Source organism: Pedobacter jeongneungensis (assembly GCF_000633455.1).
Classification (GTDB): Bacteria; Bacteroidota; Bacteroidia; order Sphingobacteriales; family Sphingobacteriaceae; genus Pedobacter; species Pedobacter jeongneungensis_A.
In genome coordinates this window covers 1-16443 of record NZ_AYMG01000013.1, presented here as the reverse complement: position 1 = coordinate 16443, position 16443 = coordinate 1, and the positions used below count along the sequence as shown (strand labels likewise).

The 16443-nt window shown below is 36.7% G+C and carries 15 protein-coding genes; 10 read left to right on the top strand and 5 right to left on the bottom strand.

From position 1 onward, the window contains the following. Positions 1-32: 32 nt before the first annotated feature. On the bottom strand, positions 33-431 hold the full coding sequence (locus U859_RS0112255) for a DUF4783 domain-containing protein (protein ID WP_025143661.1): 399 nt from the start codon (positions 429-431) through the stop codon (positions 33-35). A 173-nt stretch (positions 432-604) separates the two neighbouring features. Between U859_RS0112255 and gpmI the strand changes: the two genes are divergently transcribed. Together gpmI and U859_RS0112245 are read left to right on the top strand one after the other, a co-directional pair. Further along, positions 605-2128: a 2,3-bisphosphoglycerate-independent phosphoglycerate mutase gene (gene gpmI, locus U859_RS0112250; protein WP_025143660.1), complete on the top strand. Its 1524-nt coding sequence runs from the start codon at positions 605-607 to the stop codon at positions 2126-2128. Next, positions 2128-2658, top strand: a complete 531-nt coding sequence (locus tag U859_RS0112245) for a hypothetical protein (RefSeq protein WP_025143659.1) — start codon at positions 2128-2130, stop codon at positions 2656-2658. The genes gpmI and U859_RS0112245 overlap by 1 nt, the downstream gene beginning before the upstream one ends. A gap of 52 nt (positions 2659-2710) precedes the next feature. Here U859_RS0112245 and U859_RS0112240 read toward each other — a convergent pair whose 3' ends face one another. Next, the gene (locus tag U859_RS0112240) at positions 2711-3331 is read right to left on the bottom strand and encodes a tetratricopeptide repeat protein (RefSeq protein WP_025143658.1); all 621 of its coding nucleotides are present in this window, start codon (positions 3329-3331) and stop codon (positions 2711-2713) included. A gap of 317 nt (positions 3332-3648) precedes the next feature. Here U859_RS0112240 and lon point away from each other — a divergent pair, with 317 nt between their 5' ends. The 3 genes from lon to U859_RS0112225 all read left to right on the top strand — a co-directional run bounded on the left by lon (position 3649) and on the right by U859_RS0112225 (position 7763). Next, positions 3649-6120 (top strand): endopeptidase La, encoded by a 2472-nt coding sequence (lon, locus tag U859_RS0112235; RefSeq protein WP_025143657.1) that lies wholly within the window; start codon positions 3649-3651, stop codon positions 6118-6120. 83 nt (positions 6121-6203) lie between these two features. Then, complete coding sequence (locus tag U859_RS0112230) at positions 6204-7154, top strand: lipid A deacylase LpxR family protein (RefSeq protein ID WP_025143656.1); 951 nt, start codon at positions 6204-6206, stop codon at positions 7152-7154. 93 nt (positions 7155-7247) lie between these two features. Next, on the top strand, positions 7248-7763 hold the full coding sequence (locus U859_RS0112225) for a murein L,D-transpeptidase family protein (RefSeq protein WP_025143655.1): 516 nt from the start codon (positions 7248-7250) through the stop codon (positions 7761-7763). A gap of 70 nt (positions 7764-7833) precedes the next feature. Here the strand turns inward: U859_RS0112225 and U859_RS0112220 are convergent, their stop codons facing one another. The 3 genes from U859_RS0112220 to U859_RS0112210 form a co-directional block, all read right to left on the bottom strand. Continuing rightward, positions 7834-8868: an MAC/perforin domain-containing protein gene (locus U859_RS0112220; protein ID WP_025143654.1), complete on the bottom strand. Its 1035-nt coding sequence runs from the start codon at positions 8866-8868 to the stop codon at positions 7834-7836. Between the two features lie 136 nt (positions 8869-9004). Then, positions 9005-9412, bottom strand: coding sequence for an alternative ribosome rescue aminoacyl-tRNA hydrolase ArfB (gene arfB, locus U859_RS0112215; protein WP_025143653.1), 408 nt, complete (start codon positions 9410-9412; stop codon positions 9005-9007). Positions 9413-9446: 34 nt separating this feature from the next. Continuing rightward, the gene (locus U859_RS0112210) at positions 9447-9971 is read right to left on the bottom strand and encodes a ferritin (RefSeq protein WP_205314390.1); all 525 of its coding nucleotides are present in this window, start codon (positions 9969-9971) and stop codon (positions 9447-9449) included. A 129-nt stretch (positions 9972-10100) separates the two neighbouring features. Between U859_RS0112210 and cmk the strand changes: the two genes are divergently transcribed. The 5 genes from cmk (at position 10101) to U859_RS0112185 (ending at position 15806) form a co-directional block, all read left to right on the top strand. Further along, positions 10101-10781, top strand: coding sequence for a (d)CMP kinase (gene cmk / locus U859_RS0112205; RefSeq protein WP_025143651.1), 681 nt, complete (start codon positions 10101-10103; stop codon positions 10779-10781). A 382-nt stretch (positions 10782-11163) separates the two neighbouring features. After that, complete coding sequence (locus tag U859_RS0112200; RefSeq protein WP_025143650.1) at positions 11164-11994, top strand: DUF1080 domain-containing protein; 831 nt, start codon at positions 11164-11166, stop codon at positions 11992-11994. 60 nt (positions 11995-12054) lie between these two features. After that, on the top strand, positions 12055-13548 hold the full coding sequence (locus tag U859_RS31075; RefSeq protein WP_025143649.1) for a TPM domain-containing protein: 1494 nt from the start codon (positions 12055-12057) through the stop codon (positions 13546-13548). A 16-nt stretch (positions 13549-13564) separates the two neighbouring features. After that, positions 13565-14638 carry a hypothetical protein gene (locus tag U859_RS0112190; RefSeq protein ID WP_025143648.1) on the top strand — a complete coding sequence of 358 codons (1074 nt, stop codon included), beginning with the start codon at positions 13565-13567 and terminating at the stop codon, positions 14636-14638. 187 nt (positions 14639-14825) lie between these two features. Continuing rightward, the gene (locus U859_RS0112185; protein WP_084153061.1) at positions 14826-15806 is read left to right on the top strand and encodes an SH3 domain-containing protein; all 981 of its coding nucleotides are present in this window, start codon (positions 14826-14828) and stop codon (positions 15804-15806) included. Positions 15807-16443 lie beyond the last annotated feature (637 nt).

Genomic DNA, 16443 nt, shown 5'->3' with positions numbered 1-16443 from the left:
TTTGGCAAAACTTTGCTTAATTCCGATTTACCTTAGTCCTTAACAGGTTCAATTCTTAGCTCTGTGATCGAAAAGCTGGTATTAAATTTTTTCATCGTGATGGAAACCCTAAAAGTTTCTTTAGCGGTATTCAGGATAATTACGCCAAAACGATAATTTGGATTGGTATTAATTTTATGAAAAATACTTGTTTTAACCGGAGGGTGCTTCACGAAAAAATCTCTCAAAATCTGTTCACCTTGTGCTTTTGAGTAGACATCTTCTTCGTCAACTATGATTAGTTCTATAGTAGATGCAAAACTTTTAGCAATCTCTTTAGCGTTGCCAGCTTTAAAATACGAGGATAAATCATCGATAATATCAGCCTGGAAGGCTGTAGAACTATATAACGATGACAAACTAATAATGAATAAAAATAAGCTCCGGATCATTTCTGTATTTTATACAGAACCCTACAGCTAAAATTATGCCATTAGCATATCAAAAAAAGGATTTCTTAATTTGTATAAGCATCAATAAAGTTATATTTGCCATATAAACAAAACACTAAAACATGTTATACATGAAAATGTTTTAATGTGGATCAATAAATTTTACAATAAAGATGGTAAACGATAAAAAACTCGCGCTGATAATCCTTGATGGTTGGGGCTACGGAAAACAAGACAATTCTGATGCTGCTTATGCTGCCAACACTCCTTTTTTCGATTCGTTATTACAAAAATACCCAAATTCTAAGCTTGAAGCATCTGGTGAGGCTGTAGGTTTGCCAGCAGGACAAATGGGTAACTCAGAAGTTGGCCATATGAATTTAGGTGCCGGCCGTGTAGTTTACCAGGAACTTGGAAGAATCAATAAATCAATTACCGACAGAGAATTACACCACAACCCTATTCTGCTGAGCGCATTCGATTATGCTAAACAAAACAATAAAGCGGTACACTTTATAGGCCTGGTATCAAACGGTGGTGTGCATGCCCATATCGAACATTTAAAAGCTTTATGCGATGCGGCCAATGAAGCAAACGTACCAAATACTTTTGTTCACGCATTTTTAGATGGCCGTGATACGGATCCAAATTCGGGTTTAGGTTTTATTACCGATCTTCAAAACCACATTCAAAACACCAATGCCAAATTGGCTACCCTAGTTGGCCGTTATTATGCAATGGACCGCGATAACCGCTGGGAGCGTGTTAAACAAGCTTATGATGTTATGGTAAATGGCATTGGCGAGAAAACTCAGGATGCTTTGGCTGCCATTAAAAAATCTTATGCTGATGGCATAACTGATGAATTCTTAAAACCAGTTGTATTAACGCAGGATAACGGCGCTCCGGTTGCTACCATTCAAAATGACGATGTGGTGATCTGTTTCAATTTCCGTACCGATAGAGGTCGTGAAATTACTACTGCCCTAACCCAAAAAGATTTCCCTGAGCAGCAAATGCACAAATTGCCATTGTATTATGTTACCATGACAACTTACGACGAAAGTTTTGAAAAGGTAAACGTTATCTTCACCAAAGATGATTTAACCCAAACCATCGGCGAAGTATTGGCCAATAACAATAAAAACCAGATCCGCATTGCCGAGACTGAAAAATATCCGCACGTAACTTTCTTTTTCTCTGGAGGTAGGGAAACCGAATTTGCTAACGAAAAACGCCTTTTAATTCCTTCACCAAAAGTGGCTACTTACGATCTTCAGCCAGAAATGAGTGCTGCAGGAATTACTGATGCCATTACCAAAGAAATGGAAACAGGATGGGCTGATTTCATCTGCTTAAACTTTGCCAATCCGGATATGGTTGGCCATACAGGTGTTTTCGAAGCTGTAATTAAAGCAGTTGAAACTGCCGATAAGTGCGCTGAAACAGTAGTAAAAAAAGGTTTAGAACACGGTTATTCTTTTATTCTTTTGGCTGATCATGGAAATTCTGAATTTATGGTAAATGGAGATGGATCTGCCAATACCGCACATACCACCAATTTGGTTCCTTGCATTTTAATCGATAATGATTACAAAACCATTGCTGATGGTAAATTAGGCGACATTGCCCCTACTGTTTTAAAAATATTAGGTGTTGCCATTCCAGCAGAAATGACAGGAAACGTTTTAGTATAATGACTAAAAAACCTTATATCCTGGTATTTGCTTTGGCCTTATTTTCCTGTAACCAGCGAAAAGAAGCCGAAGCAAATACTGATTTTAAATATTTCGATATAAAAGGCTATTTCGGGAAAGAAATTTCGCGTATGCAGCAATTAAACCCCGATGTGGACAAAACCGTTAGCATAAATGAAGCTTCAGAAAACAAAAAGTCTAAAATTGCGGACTGGAACAAAGAATTAGCCATTTTTGTTAATGCCGACATCAATAAAACTTCATGGAAGGGAAGTTTTAAAACGGTTAAACAGAATGGAACTGATGTGTATACCTCTGACAGTAAGAAAATCCCGATCAAGAAAATTTCTGTAACACAGCATGGACAGCAGGTGGATAAAATAGAGATCATTATCGACAATAAAAATATCCTTTATCAATCGCAGGACACTTTAACTTATTATCCCGATAGTGTATATGCCATCAAAAAGAAACAGAAAATAAAGCTTTTAAACGAAAAGAAATATTCCATTATTGGAAAGCTGAAATAAAAAAAGGGGACCCGAAAAATATTCGGATCCCCTTTTCATCTTAGGCTAAATTTTATTTCAAACTCGCAATCTGCGCTTTATCATAAGTAACCCAATCAATAATATCTTTCCTTAACGGCTGCAAAGTCAATACCTTTTGAAAGTCTGCTATAGAGTTATTGAATAATGCCACACAAGCTGTTTTTTCTTCTTTTTTCTTGGCTTTAAAAGATTTAAAAATCGCATAGTCCTTGTATGCTAAGCCACGGTTCTGAAACATCTGGGCATCCTCATCTCCATTAATCTCGATTGCTTTTGTAAAATCTTTGAGAGATGCCAGATAAAAGTTTTCACGCATTGTATTTAACGATTCTTTTGGGTCGTTAGCAATTTTTAATCTTGCAATTCCGCGGTAATAATAAGCTGAAACCTCGGTTGGTTTAACAGTTAATAAACGGCTGTAAGTAGCAATACATTTCTCATATTCGCGGTTCTGAAAATACGAATATCCAAGCATCTGTAAAACCTGTGCATTATCAGGCGTTTTGGCATCGGCTTTTTCAAGTTGCGCAGCGGCAGTTTTATAGTCTCCTTTCATCATGGACTGCATACTTCTTTCATAATTGCTTTGTGCAAAACTAGCCGTTGATGAAAAAATAATGAGTCCTAAAATTGCCTTTTTAAAATAGTTCATGTATGAGTAATAAGTTTAACAAATCAAACGCCTATTAAAATTATAGGAGAATTTTTTCGCAATATAATTCTATTCTGATAATTTAAAAGTTTTTAATTTTCTTTCATTCAAAACCAAACGCGCCAAACATTAGCTTTAACGCTAAAATCAGCTTTATATGATATTAACGGAAATATTTATGTTACTCTGCCTTTTTAACATAAGATTAATACTATTTTCACTTTGGCACAAGAGTTGAATTTATTAACTTAATACAAAAATTAAACAAAGTGAATACGATTAAACTGCCAGTTTGTCGTTAGCGGAAAAATGTGATAATGAGTAAACAAGATATATTTGATTTCCATACGGCAATGCCAATCATCAATGAAGATACTGAGTTTTTTCCTTTAATGTCTCAACAGGACGAAGAGGAAATGAACAATGAGGAAACACCTGAAACGTTGGCCATATTGCCTTTGCGCAACACAGTTTTATTTCCGGGTGTAGTGATTCCCATTACGGTTGGGCGAGATAAATCAATTAAATTAATTAAGGAAGCCTACAAGGGAAATAAAATTATCGGAGTGGTATCTCAAAAGGATGTTTCGATAGAAGATCCTACTTTTGAGCAACTTAACACTGTTGGTACCGTTGCAAACATCATTAAGCTGTTGCAGATGCCTGACGGAAATACCACTGTAATTATACAGGGTAAACAACGTTTCAGCCTGATTGAAGAGGTACAGAACGAGCCTTATATTAAAGCAGTTGTTAAAAAGTTTGAAGAGCAGAAACACAAGGCAGATAAAGAGTTCAAAACGTTGATCGCTTCTATCCGCGAGATGTCTGCACAGATTATCCAGCTTTCTCCAAATATCCCAAGTGAGGCCAGTATTGCGCTTAAAAACATAGAGAGCAATTCATTTTTGATCAATTTTATTTCTTCAAACATGAATGCCGAAATGGCCGATAAGCAAAAAATCCTCGAAATGGATAAATTGCAGGAAAGGGCGCAAAAAGTAATGGAGCTTTTAATGGTTGAGCTGCAAATGCTGGAACTGAGAAACCAGATCCAATCTAAAGTGCGTACCGATCTTGATAAGCAACAACGTGATTATTTCTTAAATCAGCAGTTAAAAACCATTCAGGAAGAACTGGGTGGTAATTCTGCCGATTTGGAGTTTGATGCTTTACAGGAAAAAGCCAAAAAGAAAAAATGGGCTCAGGCAGTTGCAGATCATTTTGATAAGGAATTAGATAAGTTGGGTAGAATGAACCCTGCTGCTCCTGATTATTCGGTACAGTTAAATTACCTGGAACTACTTTTAGATTTACCGTGGAGTGAGTTTACAAAAGATAATTTCGACCTAAAAAGAGCACAGCGCATCTTAGATAAAGATCACTTTGGTTTAGAAAAAGTAAAGCAACGTATTATCGAATACCTGGCCGTACTAAAACTAAAGCGTAATATGAAAGCGCCGATTTTATGCTTGGTTGGCCCTCCGGGAGTTGGTAAAACATCTTTAGGCAAATCAATCGCAAAAGCTTTAGGCCGTAAATATGTACGTATGGCTTTGGGTGGTATCCGTGATGAAGCTGAAATACGTGGTCACCGTAAAACCTATATTGGTGCAATGCCAGGCCGTATCATTTCTTCAATCAAAAAAGCTGGGGCAGATAATCCTGTTTTTGTTTTAGATGAGATTGATAAAGTAGGTACTGATCACCGTGGCGATCCATCATCAGCTTTGCTGGAGGTTTTAGACCCTGAGCAGAATAATGCTTTTTATGATCATTATGTAGAGGTGGATTACGATTTATCCAACATCTTGTTTATAGCCACAGCAAACTCATTAAGCACCATACAACCTGCTTTATTAGATCGTATGGAGATTATTGAGGTAAACGGATATACCATTGAAGAAAAAATAGAGATTGCTAAAAAATACCTGTTGCCTAAACAGAAAGAAAATCATGGCTTGCAAACTAAGGATATCAGCCTTAAACCTGCGTTGATTGAGAAAGTGATTGAAGATTACACAAGAGAATCGGGCGTTCGTGGTTTAGAGAAAAAAATAGGTTCGTTGGTGCGTGGTGTAGCTACAAAAATTGCCATGGAAGAAACCTACGAAGCAAATTTAACCAACGATGATGTAGAGCGTATTTTAGGTGCACCAATTTACGATAAGGATTTATATGAAGGCAATGAAGTTGCTGGTGTAGTAACAGGTTTAGCCTGGACAAGTGTTGGTGGCGATATTTTATTCATCGAGTCGAGTTTAAGTCCTGGAAAAGGGAAATTAACTTTAACGGGTAACCTGGGTGATGTAATGAAAGAATCGGCAGTGATTGCTTTAGCTTACTTACGTGCCCATGCGGCAGAATTTGGCATAGATTATACTTTATTTGATAACTGGGATGTTCACGTTCACGTTCCGGCTGGTGCTACGCCAAAAGATGGCCCCTCAGCAGGTGTAACCATGCTTACTGCTTTAACTTCGGCATTTACACAACGTAAAGTAAAACAACATTTAGCCATGACAGGTGAGATTACCTTGCGTGGAAAAGTGCTTCCGGTAGGTGGTATAAAAGAAAAAATACTGGCTGCAAAAAGGGCAAATATTAAAGAAATTATCCTTTGCAAAAGCAACCGTAAAGATATTTTAGAGATTAAAGAGAGTTACATTAAAGATTTAACATTCCACTATGTAACCGAAATGAGCGAGGTAATCGATTTAGCCCTTACGAAGAATAAGGTTAAAAAACCATTAGATTTAAGCGTTAAAATTGCTCCGATTGTAAACTAATTGGTAAATCTTTTGGATTAACAATCAAAAATCCAATTACAATAAATACTTTTATAGTCCCGATAATCATCGGGACTTTTTTTATGAGATCAATTTTAACTACAATAATTTTTTGCCTGGTTGTTTCTACCGGTTTTGCCCAATCTTTTAAAAACGAATTTGGTTTTAAAACCGAAAACGATGCTTATCTGGCTACTTTAAACGACCGTTATTATACCAATGGGTTGTTTATCTATTTCCGCCATACAATTAATACCGAAAAATTATCGGATAAAATAGAGAAAAAAACCTACGAAATTTCTGCCGGACAGAAAATGTACACGCCTTATTGGGGGCAGGTGCCCAACAAAGCAGATCAGGACAGGCCTTTTGCAGGTTACCTGTATGCAGGTGGTGCCTATTCTGTTTTTTATAAAAATGAAAGTGTTTTAAAAACCAGTATAGAATTGGGGACGGTTGGACCAAATTCACTTGCCCAGGATGCGCAACGTTTTCTGCACAAAACAGTAGGCTTTTATACGCCTGCAGGCTGGGATTATCAGATTAAAAATGAAGTAGCTGTAAATTTCGCGGCCAATTATAGCAAATTGCTTTTCAGACCAGAGGACCCTATTTTTGATATCAGCGGACAGGGTTATGCCAATTTAGGCACAACTTTTTCAGGTTTGGGCGCATCAGCACTTTTAAGGATTGGTAAATTAAATCAATTATTCAACAGTGCTTACCACAATGCCGTAATCGGAAATTCTAAAACAAAAAGTTTAAATAAATCGGAATTTTTCTTTTACGTAAAACCACAGCTTAATTTTGTGGCTTATGATGCTACGATACAGGGAAGTCTATTTAATAATAACAGTCCGGTTACATTTGGCGTAAAACCGATTGTTTATGAGCAACAGTTCGGGGTTAATTATAGCTCCAGACGCTTTACAGCTGATTTTAATGTGATTTTTAAAACAAAAGAGGTAAAAAGCGTTGCAAAAGCACAGAATTACGGTGGTTTGAGCTTATATTACAGGTTTGGGAAGAGTTAGGTTAATTGGTTAATTGGTAATTAACTGATAATTGGACCCTGATAAAGGTTAATTTTTTAAATTGCTTAACTGGTTAATCGATAATTACAGACTATGAAAAAAGTGATTTTCTGTACAATTTTATTATTCATACTCGGTGTGTTTATCTATAATTTGTATCCTGAAATGAAATTGCCTGCCAATGCGGAAATTGATTATATCCTTGTAAAAAAATCTGACCGGCAATTATTGGCTTATTCAAAGCAAAAGCTGGTTAAAACCTATAAAATTTCATTAGGCAATAGTCCTATTGGACATAAAGAATATGAAGGTGACGAAAAAAACCCAGAGGGAGTTTATACCATCAACGCCAAAAACCCCAACAGCGGTTACCACAAAAATCTTGGCGTATCTTATCCAAATATAAAAGATGTAGAAAAAGCCAAATTACTAGGCAAGGATTCTGGTGGCGACATTAAAATACATGGAATCAGAAACCATATGGGTTTTATTGGTAAATTTCAAAGGCTTTTTGATTGGACTAATGGCTGTATGGCTTTAACCAATACGGAAGTAGATGAATTGTATTATGCCGTAAAAATCGGCACTAAAATAGACATCAGACCTTAAATTTTATTTTGGATTTGAGAGAATAGGTTATACAATAAAGGGCGGTTAAAATCGCCCTTTATTGTTTTTACTAATTTGTGAGTTTTACTGTTTTAGCTGCATAATATTGATCGAGGTAAGCTTTTACTTCAGCTTTTTTAGCGGCATTATCAATAAAACTATATAGCGGAGCCAAACCGTCATCTGAAGCGCCTATAAAAGTTGCTTTATCTTCTGTAGTGGAAGCCACCCAATTGTTAAGATTCACAATAACCCTGTTATTTATGGTTTCGGGTTTTAATTTGCTAATATCACCTCCTGTTGAACTATAATAAATCTGGGCAGAAGTATTATCATTTAAATTGCGTAGGATAGGCTCATCCAGGTAGCCGGTAGGCAAGCCAAATGTCCTTTTTAACGTATAACGTAATCCTTCCATAATAATCGCCCCCCGTCTCTCGTTCTGAGGTGCTTCTGCCTGGTAAACAACGTCGAATTTAGAACCTATTTTTATGTTTGTTAAAACATGTGTTCCATATTTATTAACAAGTTCCTGAGCAGATAATAAAGTAATATCCCTCTTGAAATCAGCAGTTAAAAAATTATTTACCGACTGTTCGTAATAAAACTTATATACTTTCCAGATCATGTAATATGAATAGTGTCCGTAAACATACTTTTTATCAGTAGCATCTGTTCCCGGGAATACCTGATTAATGGTGTTTCCAAAGAGTTTTAAGCCCTTTGTTGTATTATATGAATTAGAGAATTTTGTTGATAAATCAACGGCACTTTCTGCCTGAATAGTCCTCCAGGAAGATTCCGTACCTCTTATGGATACAACGTTATATTTTCTGTCGGCATCATAAGCAGAAATATCGACTACATTGGCCCTTACAGAAGATAGATCATTAAATTTGTCTGTAACATCATATCCGAACCCTAAAAAATTAAAGGTTGTTGATGATGGGTACAAAGGTTGGGTATCCTGTGTTGCTCCCTTAACGGTAAAGGCAATATCGGGCGATAGTTTTTCTTCGGGAACAGGATTTGGAATTTCTTCGGAGTTTTTCTTGCAGGCGGCAAGTGTGGCCATGAGGGCCAGCGCTAAAATAGTTCTTTTCATTTGGTTTAATATTTGTGTGTGTGCCCAGTACCGTCAATTTTTATGCCATTGACATCCACAAATTTCAAACTTGGCTATGTTTTTCCAAAAGACAAATTAAACCAAAAAAAAGTAGTAGAAAAAGACAACTAAAACATTAGAAATCAATTATTTTCCTATTTCTCTTCTTCTCAGCCGTTGAAGCTTTATTTTTTAACCTTTTTTCGATAACACCTTTAGGAATTTTAGTTGGTTTTCGTTTTTTCTGTACAACAAGTGATCTTTTTAATAAATCGATCAGTTTTACAATGGTTTTTTCCTTATTTAACAGCTGGCTCCTGTCTTCCTGCGAAACGATGTGCAAAAGTCCTTCAGTATCAAGGCGATGCTGAAGTTTTTCTTTTAAAAGTGCTTTCTCTTGCTCATTAAAGTGTTCGAAAGCATCAATACTAAAAATAAGCTCTACCTTACTCGAAACTTTATTTACATTCTGTCCCCCTTTGCCCCCACTTCTGGAAGTTTTGAAAGTAACTGACCGTAAAATTTCTTCTTTTGTAGGCAACATGCTGCAAAAGTAAGAATTTGGAAATAAAAATAACTTACTCTCCTTCTTTGGTTTCGCTAACTTTACTTCTAAGGCCAACAATATCTTTATCCAACTGGTAAATTCCTCCCCTGTCGTTGCCCACTAATTGCAGTTTTTCCAACATGGTTTTTGCCATTTTTTCTTCTTCCAACTGTTCATCTAAATACCATTGAAGGAATTTAAAGGTGAGGTAATCTTTTTCGTTTAGCGAAAGTTCTACCAGATCGTTAATACTCTTCGATACCAATAATTCATTATCCAGAAAATCCTGAAAAACTTCTATCACTTGTCCGAAAGAGTTTTTGGGCATATCTAAAGCCGTCACAATGGCATGTCCGTCGCGGTCGTTAATATAATGGATCAGTTTAAGCATGTGGTGGCGTTCTTCATCACTCTGGCGGTAGAAAAACTCAGTATAACCTTCTAAACCGGGTTGTGTTTCCAACCATGAGGCAATGCCCAAATATACTTGTGATGATTCGGCTTCTAGTTTAACCTGGTTATTCAGGGCCGCCTGCATTTTTTCTGATAACAACATAATGGTGTATTTAATTTAACTATAAACACATCCGGTAAATCAATGTTTTAGCATTATCTTGTTTAGAATCTATCTTTATATCCTTAAAAAATTCAGCATTCTGTTTCTATTTTTTACCTTTGTGCTACGATGAAGAAAAACCTGGTAATAGCAATAGATGGCTATTCATCTTGCGGAAAAAGTACATTAGCAAAGGCACTGGCTAAAAAATTAGGTTTCATTTATGTAGATAGCGGGGCGATGTACCGTGCCGTTACGCTCTATTTTTTAAGAAATAATATTGATGTTGCTGATGACGCTAAAGTTGTTGATGCTTTACAGCACATTGAACTGAATTTCCACTCCCGCGATTACGAATCGCACATTACCCTTAACGGCGAAGAAGTTTCTGATGAAATCCGTTTAATGCCTGTTTCTGAAAATGTAAGCGAAGTTTCGGCACATAAAATTGTACGCCATGAAATGGTGAAACAACAGCAACGTATGGGTAAATCTAAAAACATCGTAATGGATGGCCGTGATATTGGCACCACTGTTTTTCCTGATGCACCGGTAAAATTCTTTATGACGGCTGATCCAAAAATCAGGGCCGAACGCAGGTTTAAAGAACTGGAAAGCAAAGGCAATAACGAAACTACCCTGGAAGAAGTTTTCGAAAACCTTGCCCACCGCGATTATGCCGATACCACCCGTAAAGAAAGTCCGTTAGTGAGGGCCGACGATGCCGTGATACTGGATAATACTGATCTTACCCAACAAGAACAATTGGATTTTGCGTTGGAAAGGGTGCAGCCGTTTTTGGTTCATTAGTTCAATGGTCAATGGTTTAATAGTTGATGGTTAATGGCCCAATTCATTATTCTGAAGTGCCAAGAATCTTAAAATAGATTTTGGTTAATTGTTTAAATCGGTTAACCGACACCCGAGCTATGCTACCGGACTTAACTAGCAGCCCTTCGACTCCGCTCAGGGTGACATACCGAGGAAATAGCTGATTGTTTATTTTAGTCAGTTTATCTACCACCAGACGATCAACCATTAACTATCTAACCATCGACCCTATATTTCATTTACTCCAAACGCTCAACTCCAAACTGATCGGCTACCTAACTATCACCCGTGAACCATCAGACTATTGACCTTTGACTTCAGAAAAAAATTCATATTTTTAGCACCTAACCCAAATGTTGCTATGAAATTAAAATCAATTTACCTTACCGTATTATTTCTATCCCTCTTTATCTTAAATGTGAATGCCCAAAAAGGCTGGATCAACCTGTTTAATGGAAAAGATTTAAAAGATTGGAACATTAAAATTGCAAAACACGACTATAAAGAAAATTATGCCAACACTTTCCGTGTAGAAAACGGTGTAATGAAAGTGAGTTATGATGGCTACAAAGAATTTGACCAGCAGTACGGACATATTTTCTACAAAAAACCTTTTTCAGCATATCTTTTAAAAGTAACTTATCGTTTTGTTGGCGAACAGGCTAAAGGCGGCGAAGGCTGGGCCACCCGTAACAGCGGCGCCATGTTGCACTGCCAGGATCCGGCAACGATGTTAAAAAACCAGGATTTCCCCATTTCTATCGAAGGGCAGATTTTAGGTGGAGATGGCGAACACGAGCGCCATACCAGTAATGTATGTACACCGGGAACGCTGATTAATTATAATGGAAAATTGTTTACGCCACATTGTTTAGATTCTAAATCGAAAACCTATGCAGGCGACCAATGGGTAACAGCAGAATTTTTAGTACTGGGCGATTCGGTTGTTAAACATATCATTGCCGGCGAAGTGGTATTAGAATATACCAAACCTCAGATTGGTGGCGGCAATGTTTCTAATTTCGATCCGAAAGTTAAAATTGATGGTAAACCTTTAACTTCTGGTTATATTTCTTTGCAAAGCGAAAGTCATCCGATAGAATTTAAAACGGTACAACTTTATGATTTAGAAGCTTATATGAAAGATAAAGCAAAGCTGGATAAAGTATTGGCTAAAATATTAAAAGAGTAAACCATATCGGTACTCATTTGTTAAATGATGATGTAAAAACCTTACACCTAAATTTACACGATGCTCAATATCCCTTTATTTAAACGCGTTACCCTATTATTCTTTCTTTTTGTTGCCAACATTGCCTTTGCACAAAAAGCCTATCAGGTAAAAGATATTCCCGATCCTAAAAATAATGGCGGAGGTTATGTTAGCGACCCTGATAGCATTTTAGGAATCGATGCCGTTTCGCATCTTAATAGTACCATTGCAGACTTCGAAACAAAAACGAATGTTCAGGTGGCAGTGGTGGTGGTTAAAGATTTCGACCACGATAAAGAGGATTTCGATTTTGCTTACGAGTTGTTTAACACCTGGGGAATAGGTTCGAAGACCAGTAATAATGGCCTGCTATTATTTATTTCGAAAGAGCGCCGAAAATACCGGTTTATTACAGGTACTGGTGCTGAAGGTGTTTTGCCTGATGTAAAACTGAAACATATTGCTGAGCAGCAGCTTTTACCGGCATTTAGAGAAAACGATTTTGCCACCGGAATTACCAATACCATTAATGCCATTGGTGAAATTATTTTAAACCCGGAGAATAAATCGGAGCTTAATCAATTTTTCACTCAACACGACAACAGTAATAATTTAGAAAATTTCTGGTTACCTACCGGGGTAATCTGCCTGCTTTTTTGGGGAGTATTTAAAATTGTGAACAGGCAGGCTAAAAATACAATCATAACACCCAAAGCAGATAATAGCAAATATGATAAGATTGGTAAAGGCTGTGCAGTGGCCATGATGATCACTTTTGTAACTTGCTTTATATTTTTCTTTTTTAGGGGCTTTGAATTAATTGAAAAAATAAGGCTGAAAGATATTCCAATTATTTTATATGTTATTCTGGCTATTGTACTTTTCGGCAGGTACCTTTTCCACATCTCAGCATTGCGGAAAATGCACAATGACGATAAAAACTTCTTTAATTCGGTAAGCACCTTTAACAAAAAGAATTTTTGGCTGATTATTTTTTCTCCACTTGTCCTGATTACCATTATTACCTATTTATTCAAAAGGGTTAAAAATATCAGTCGCTTTAAACCAGTTCTGGATAGCAAAAATCAGGAAATGGTGCGTGTAGACCGCGACCTAAATATTGAGGGTGAACCTTTTTTAACAAGAGGGCAACGCAAAGAGGAAATAGTAAAAGCCTATGATTACGATATTTGGGAAAGTACAGACCATAAGGAACATATCATTAAAGCATGGCCCGCCGAAGCTTATAACAGCTACACTGAATGCCCAGATTGTTATTTTAGAACCTACCAACTCAACAAACGCGTAACCACAAAACAGGCTACTTATAGTCATGAGGGGCAGGCGAAACTGATAAATGAATGTAGTTTTTGCAAAAAAACAGAATTTATAAAGTGGATTACACTGGCCATGCTGGTCGAATCCAGTTCATCGTCCTCTTCTTCAAGCAGTAGCAGCAGCTCTTCCTCTTCATCAAGCAGTAGCTGGGGTGGCGGAAGCAGTAGTGGTGGTGGTACAGGCGGAAGCTGGTAGTGTTAACTCAAATTAAATGACCAGGAAAAACATTTTGATCACACTAGCCATATTCGTTGTTCTGCTCGTCATCTATCTGGCTAAGTTTACGGCTATTAATGTAGCGCTATCTAATCTATCATTCCCTGGCCGTCTTAAACATTACCCCTATTTGAATCAAGGCGCCCAATCAGAAAATTTTGAAGTGGATTATCTTTTCTACGATCCGGCAAATATAGATTACGATACCAAAACAGGTAATTTTATCATTACCACGGCACATGTAAACCAGGATTTCGAAGTATACCATAAACTCGATGCAAAGGGAAATGCAACAGATTCACTGGTTAACGATAGTAGTGCCATTCACACCTTTCATAACGAAGGCGTAGTTTTTGGCGAAGATTATTTTATCGATTGGTGTACATCGGGCAATAAAAACAGACAGCCTTTTGTTGATTTTTTGAACCATGATTTTAAAATGGATGAAAAGGTATGGGAAGAAATTTTTGAAGCCAATTACAAAAATGCAACTGCAGTAACTTATAAACCATCAAAAGACTGGCATTCTTTAACTTTTTATTTTAAAACGGAGAAAGGCTGGCTGGCCATGAATACCCTCAAAAATGATGAGCGGATTTATCAGGATATGGGTTCGGAAAATGAACTTGATTTTAAGGGTTATCCGGTTAAAGGAAATCGATTTGTTGCTTTAAAAAGCAGTATGACCGGAAAATACCCATTATTGAGCTACAAAAATCGAAATGAGGGAGAAAATAGCCCATACAACTGGAAAGACCCTAAAAACCCCATCAATTTAAAGTATTTTAAAAAGGAGAACTTACAGGGCCGGGCGCCATATACAGGACTACCTCAAACCTGGGGTGGCGACGCTTATTTAACATTAAAACATAAAAATCAATCAATCCGGTTTAAAGAAATTGCGGTTAAAGACGTTGGATTTTCTACTGAACCACAAATTAACCTTGATTTATATCAGGTACCACAGGCATTTGAAAATAAATCGGATGTTGCTTTTATTATCCTTTCTTATGGAACAAATATAGGCGACCGTGGTGGAAACGGACTTTATGAGATTAAAAGAAAATAATGATCAGTCATTTTCTAACGCCTGATCTGGTGTAGGATAAAAATTATAAAAAAAATCTTTTCCCATCTTCTGGAACCATTACTAAAAGAATTTCTATTTTTGGCATAATAATGGCTCGTTATGCATCTTAATTTGATGCCTTTTATGCAGTTAACGCTCTGTTAAAGCATCTATCAAAAACAACAACATGACTAGAATCTTATTCCTATTTTTTGCCCTCATTATCTTTTCTACCAGCGTAAATGCGCAAGATATGTACCGAGTTACCGCCGATAAATTACGTGTTAGGGCAACTAAAGATTCGAAAAGCAAGGTTATTGGATCGATTTCTAAAAATGAAAATATAGCTGTATTAGAAGCTAGTGATGCTAAATTTTATAAAGTAAAATTAAAAAACGGCGAAGGTTGGGCCAGTAAAGATTTCTTAGAAAAAATTGCTCCGGCAGCTAAACCAACTACTCCGCAAGCCAATACACCGCAGCCAAGTGCCACCACTCCAACAGCTACAAGCAATGATATGTACCGCACGACAACCGATGATTTGCGGGTTAGGGAAAAAGCAGATCCGAAAAGCAAAATTATTGGACACCTGCCTAAAGATGAAAATGTTGCTGTTATCGATTCATCAAACACAAGTTTCTATAAAATTAAAGTAACCAATGGCGAAGGATGGGTTAGTAAAGAGTTTTTAGTAAGAATTTCTCCTGTAGTTAAACCCGCAGATAAAACAACAGTTGCCGCATCGGTACCTTTACAAACCAAGAGTTATACCAACATTATCTTTTTTGCCGTTGTTGCCTTAATACTGATCACAATATTATATTTTTCGATCAAATATGCGAGTGGAAATAAATTTCTAATCGGTTTTGCGGTTATTGTGATCCTGGTAATCGGTTATTTCTGTTTCATCACCTTTATACAAGAGAAAATAGTTTCGGGCACCTTTGCCAGCACTGAAGACATACAATACAAAACCTTCAATTTTAAATCGAAAGATTCTGTAACGGTTGCCGATGCTTATAAGGATTCAATCTTTACCTCTAAATATGTAATTGATGGTGATATGATCAAATTATACGATCAGCAAAACACCATTATGCTATTGATCAGGGATGACCATACCTTAATTGGCGAGGGTTTTACCAGGGGAACGTTTACAAAAAAATAAATCTACCACTTACCAAACGTTCCTACGGAACGAAAAAAACATATATTTTTTTTCTACCCATGATTCGTCCCGATGGGACGGCAAATATTGTTATTGCCGTTTATATTTAATTGACACTTTTTTTTCATTGCTGTAGACCTTCCTGGCAAAATGGAAAAGATTGATTAAGAATTTATTTAACAGACATTTTAAACCATTGCCTGTAAACCGCCCCAGCCGGACGGCAAATATTATTATTGCCGTTTATATTTAATTGACACTTTTTTTTCATTGCGGTAAAACGTCCTGGCAAAATGGAAAAGATTAATTCAGAATTTATTTAACAGACATTTTAAACCATTGCCTGTAAACCGCCCCAACCGGACGGCAAATATTGTTATTGCCGCTTATTTAATTCACACTTTTTTTTCATTGCGGTAAACCTTCCTGGCAAAATGGAAAAGATTGATTAAGAATTTATTTAACAGACATTTTAAACCATTGCCTGTAAACCGCCCCAGCCGGACGGCAAAAATTATTATTGCCGTTTATATTTAATTGACACTTTTTTTTCATTGCGGTAAAACGTCCTGGCAAAATGGAAAAGATTAATTCAGAATTTATTTAACAGACATTTTAAACCATTGCCTGTAAACCG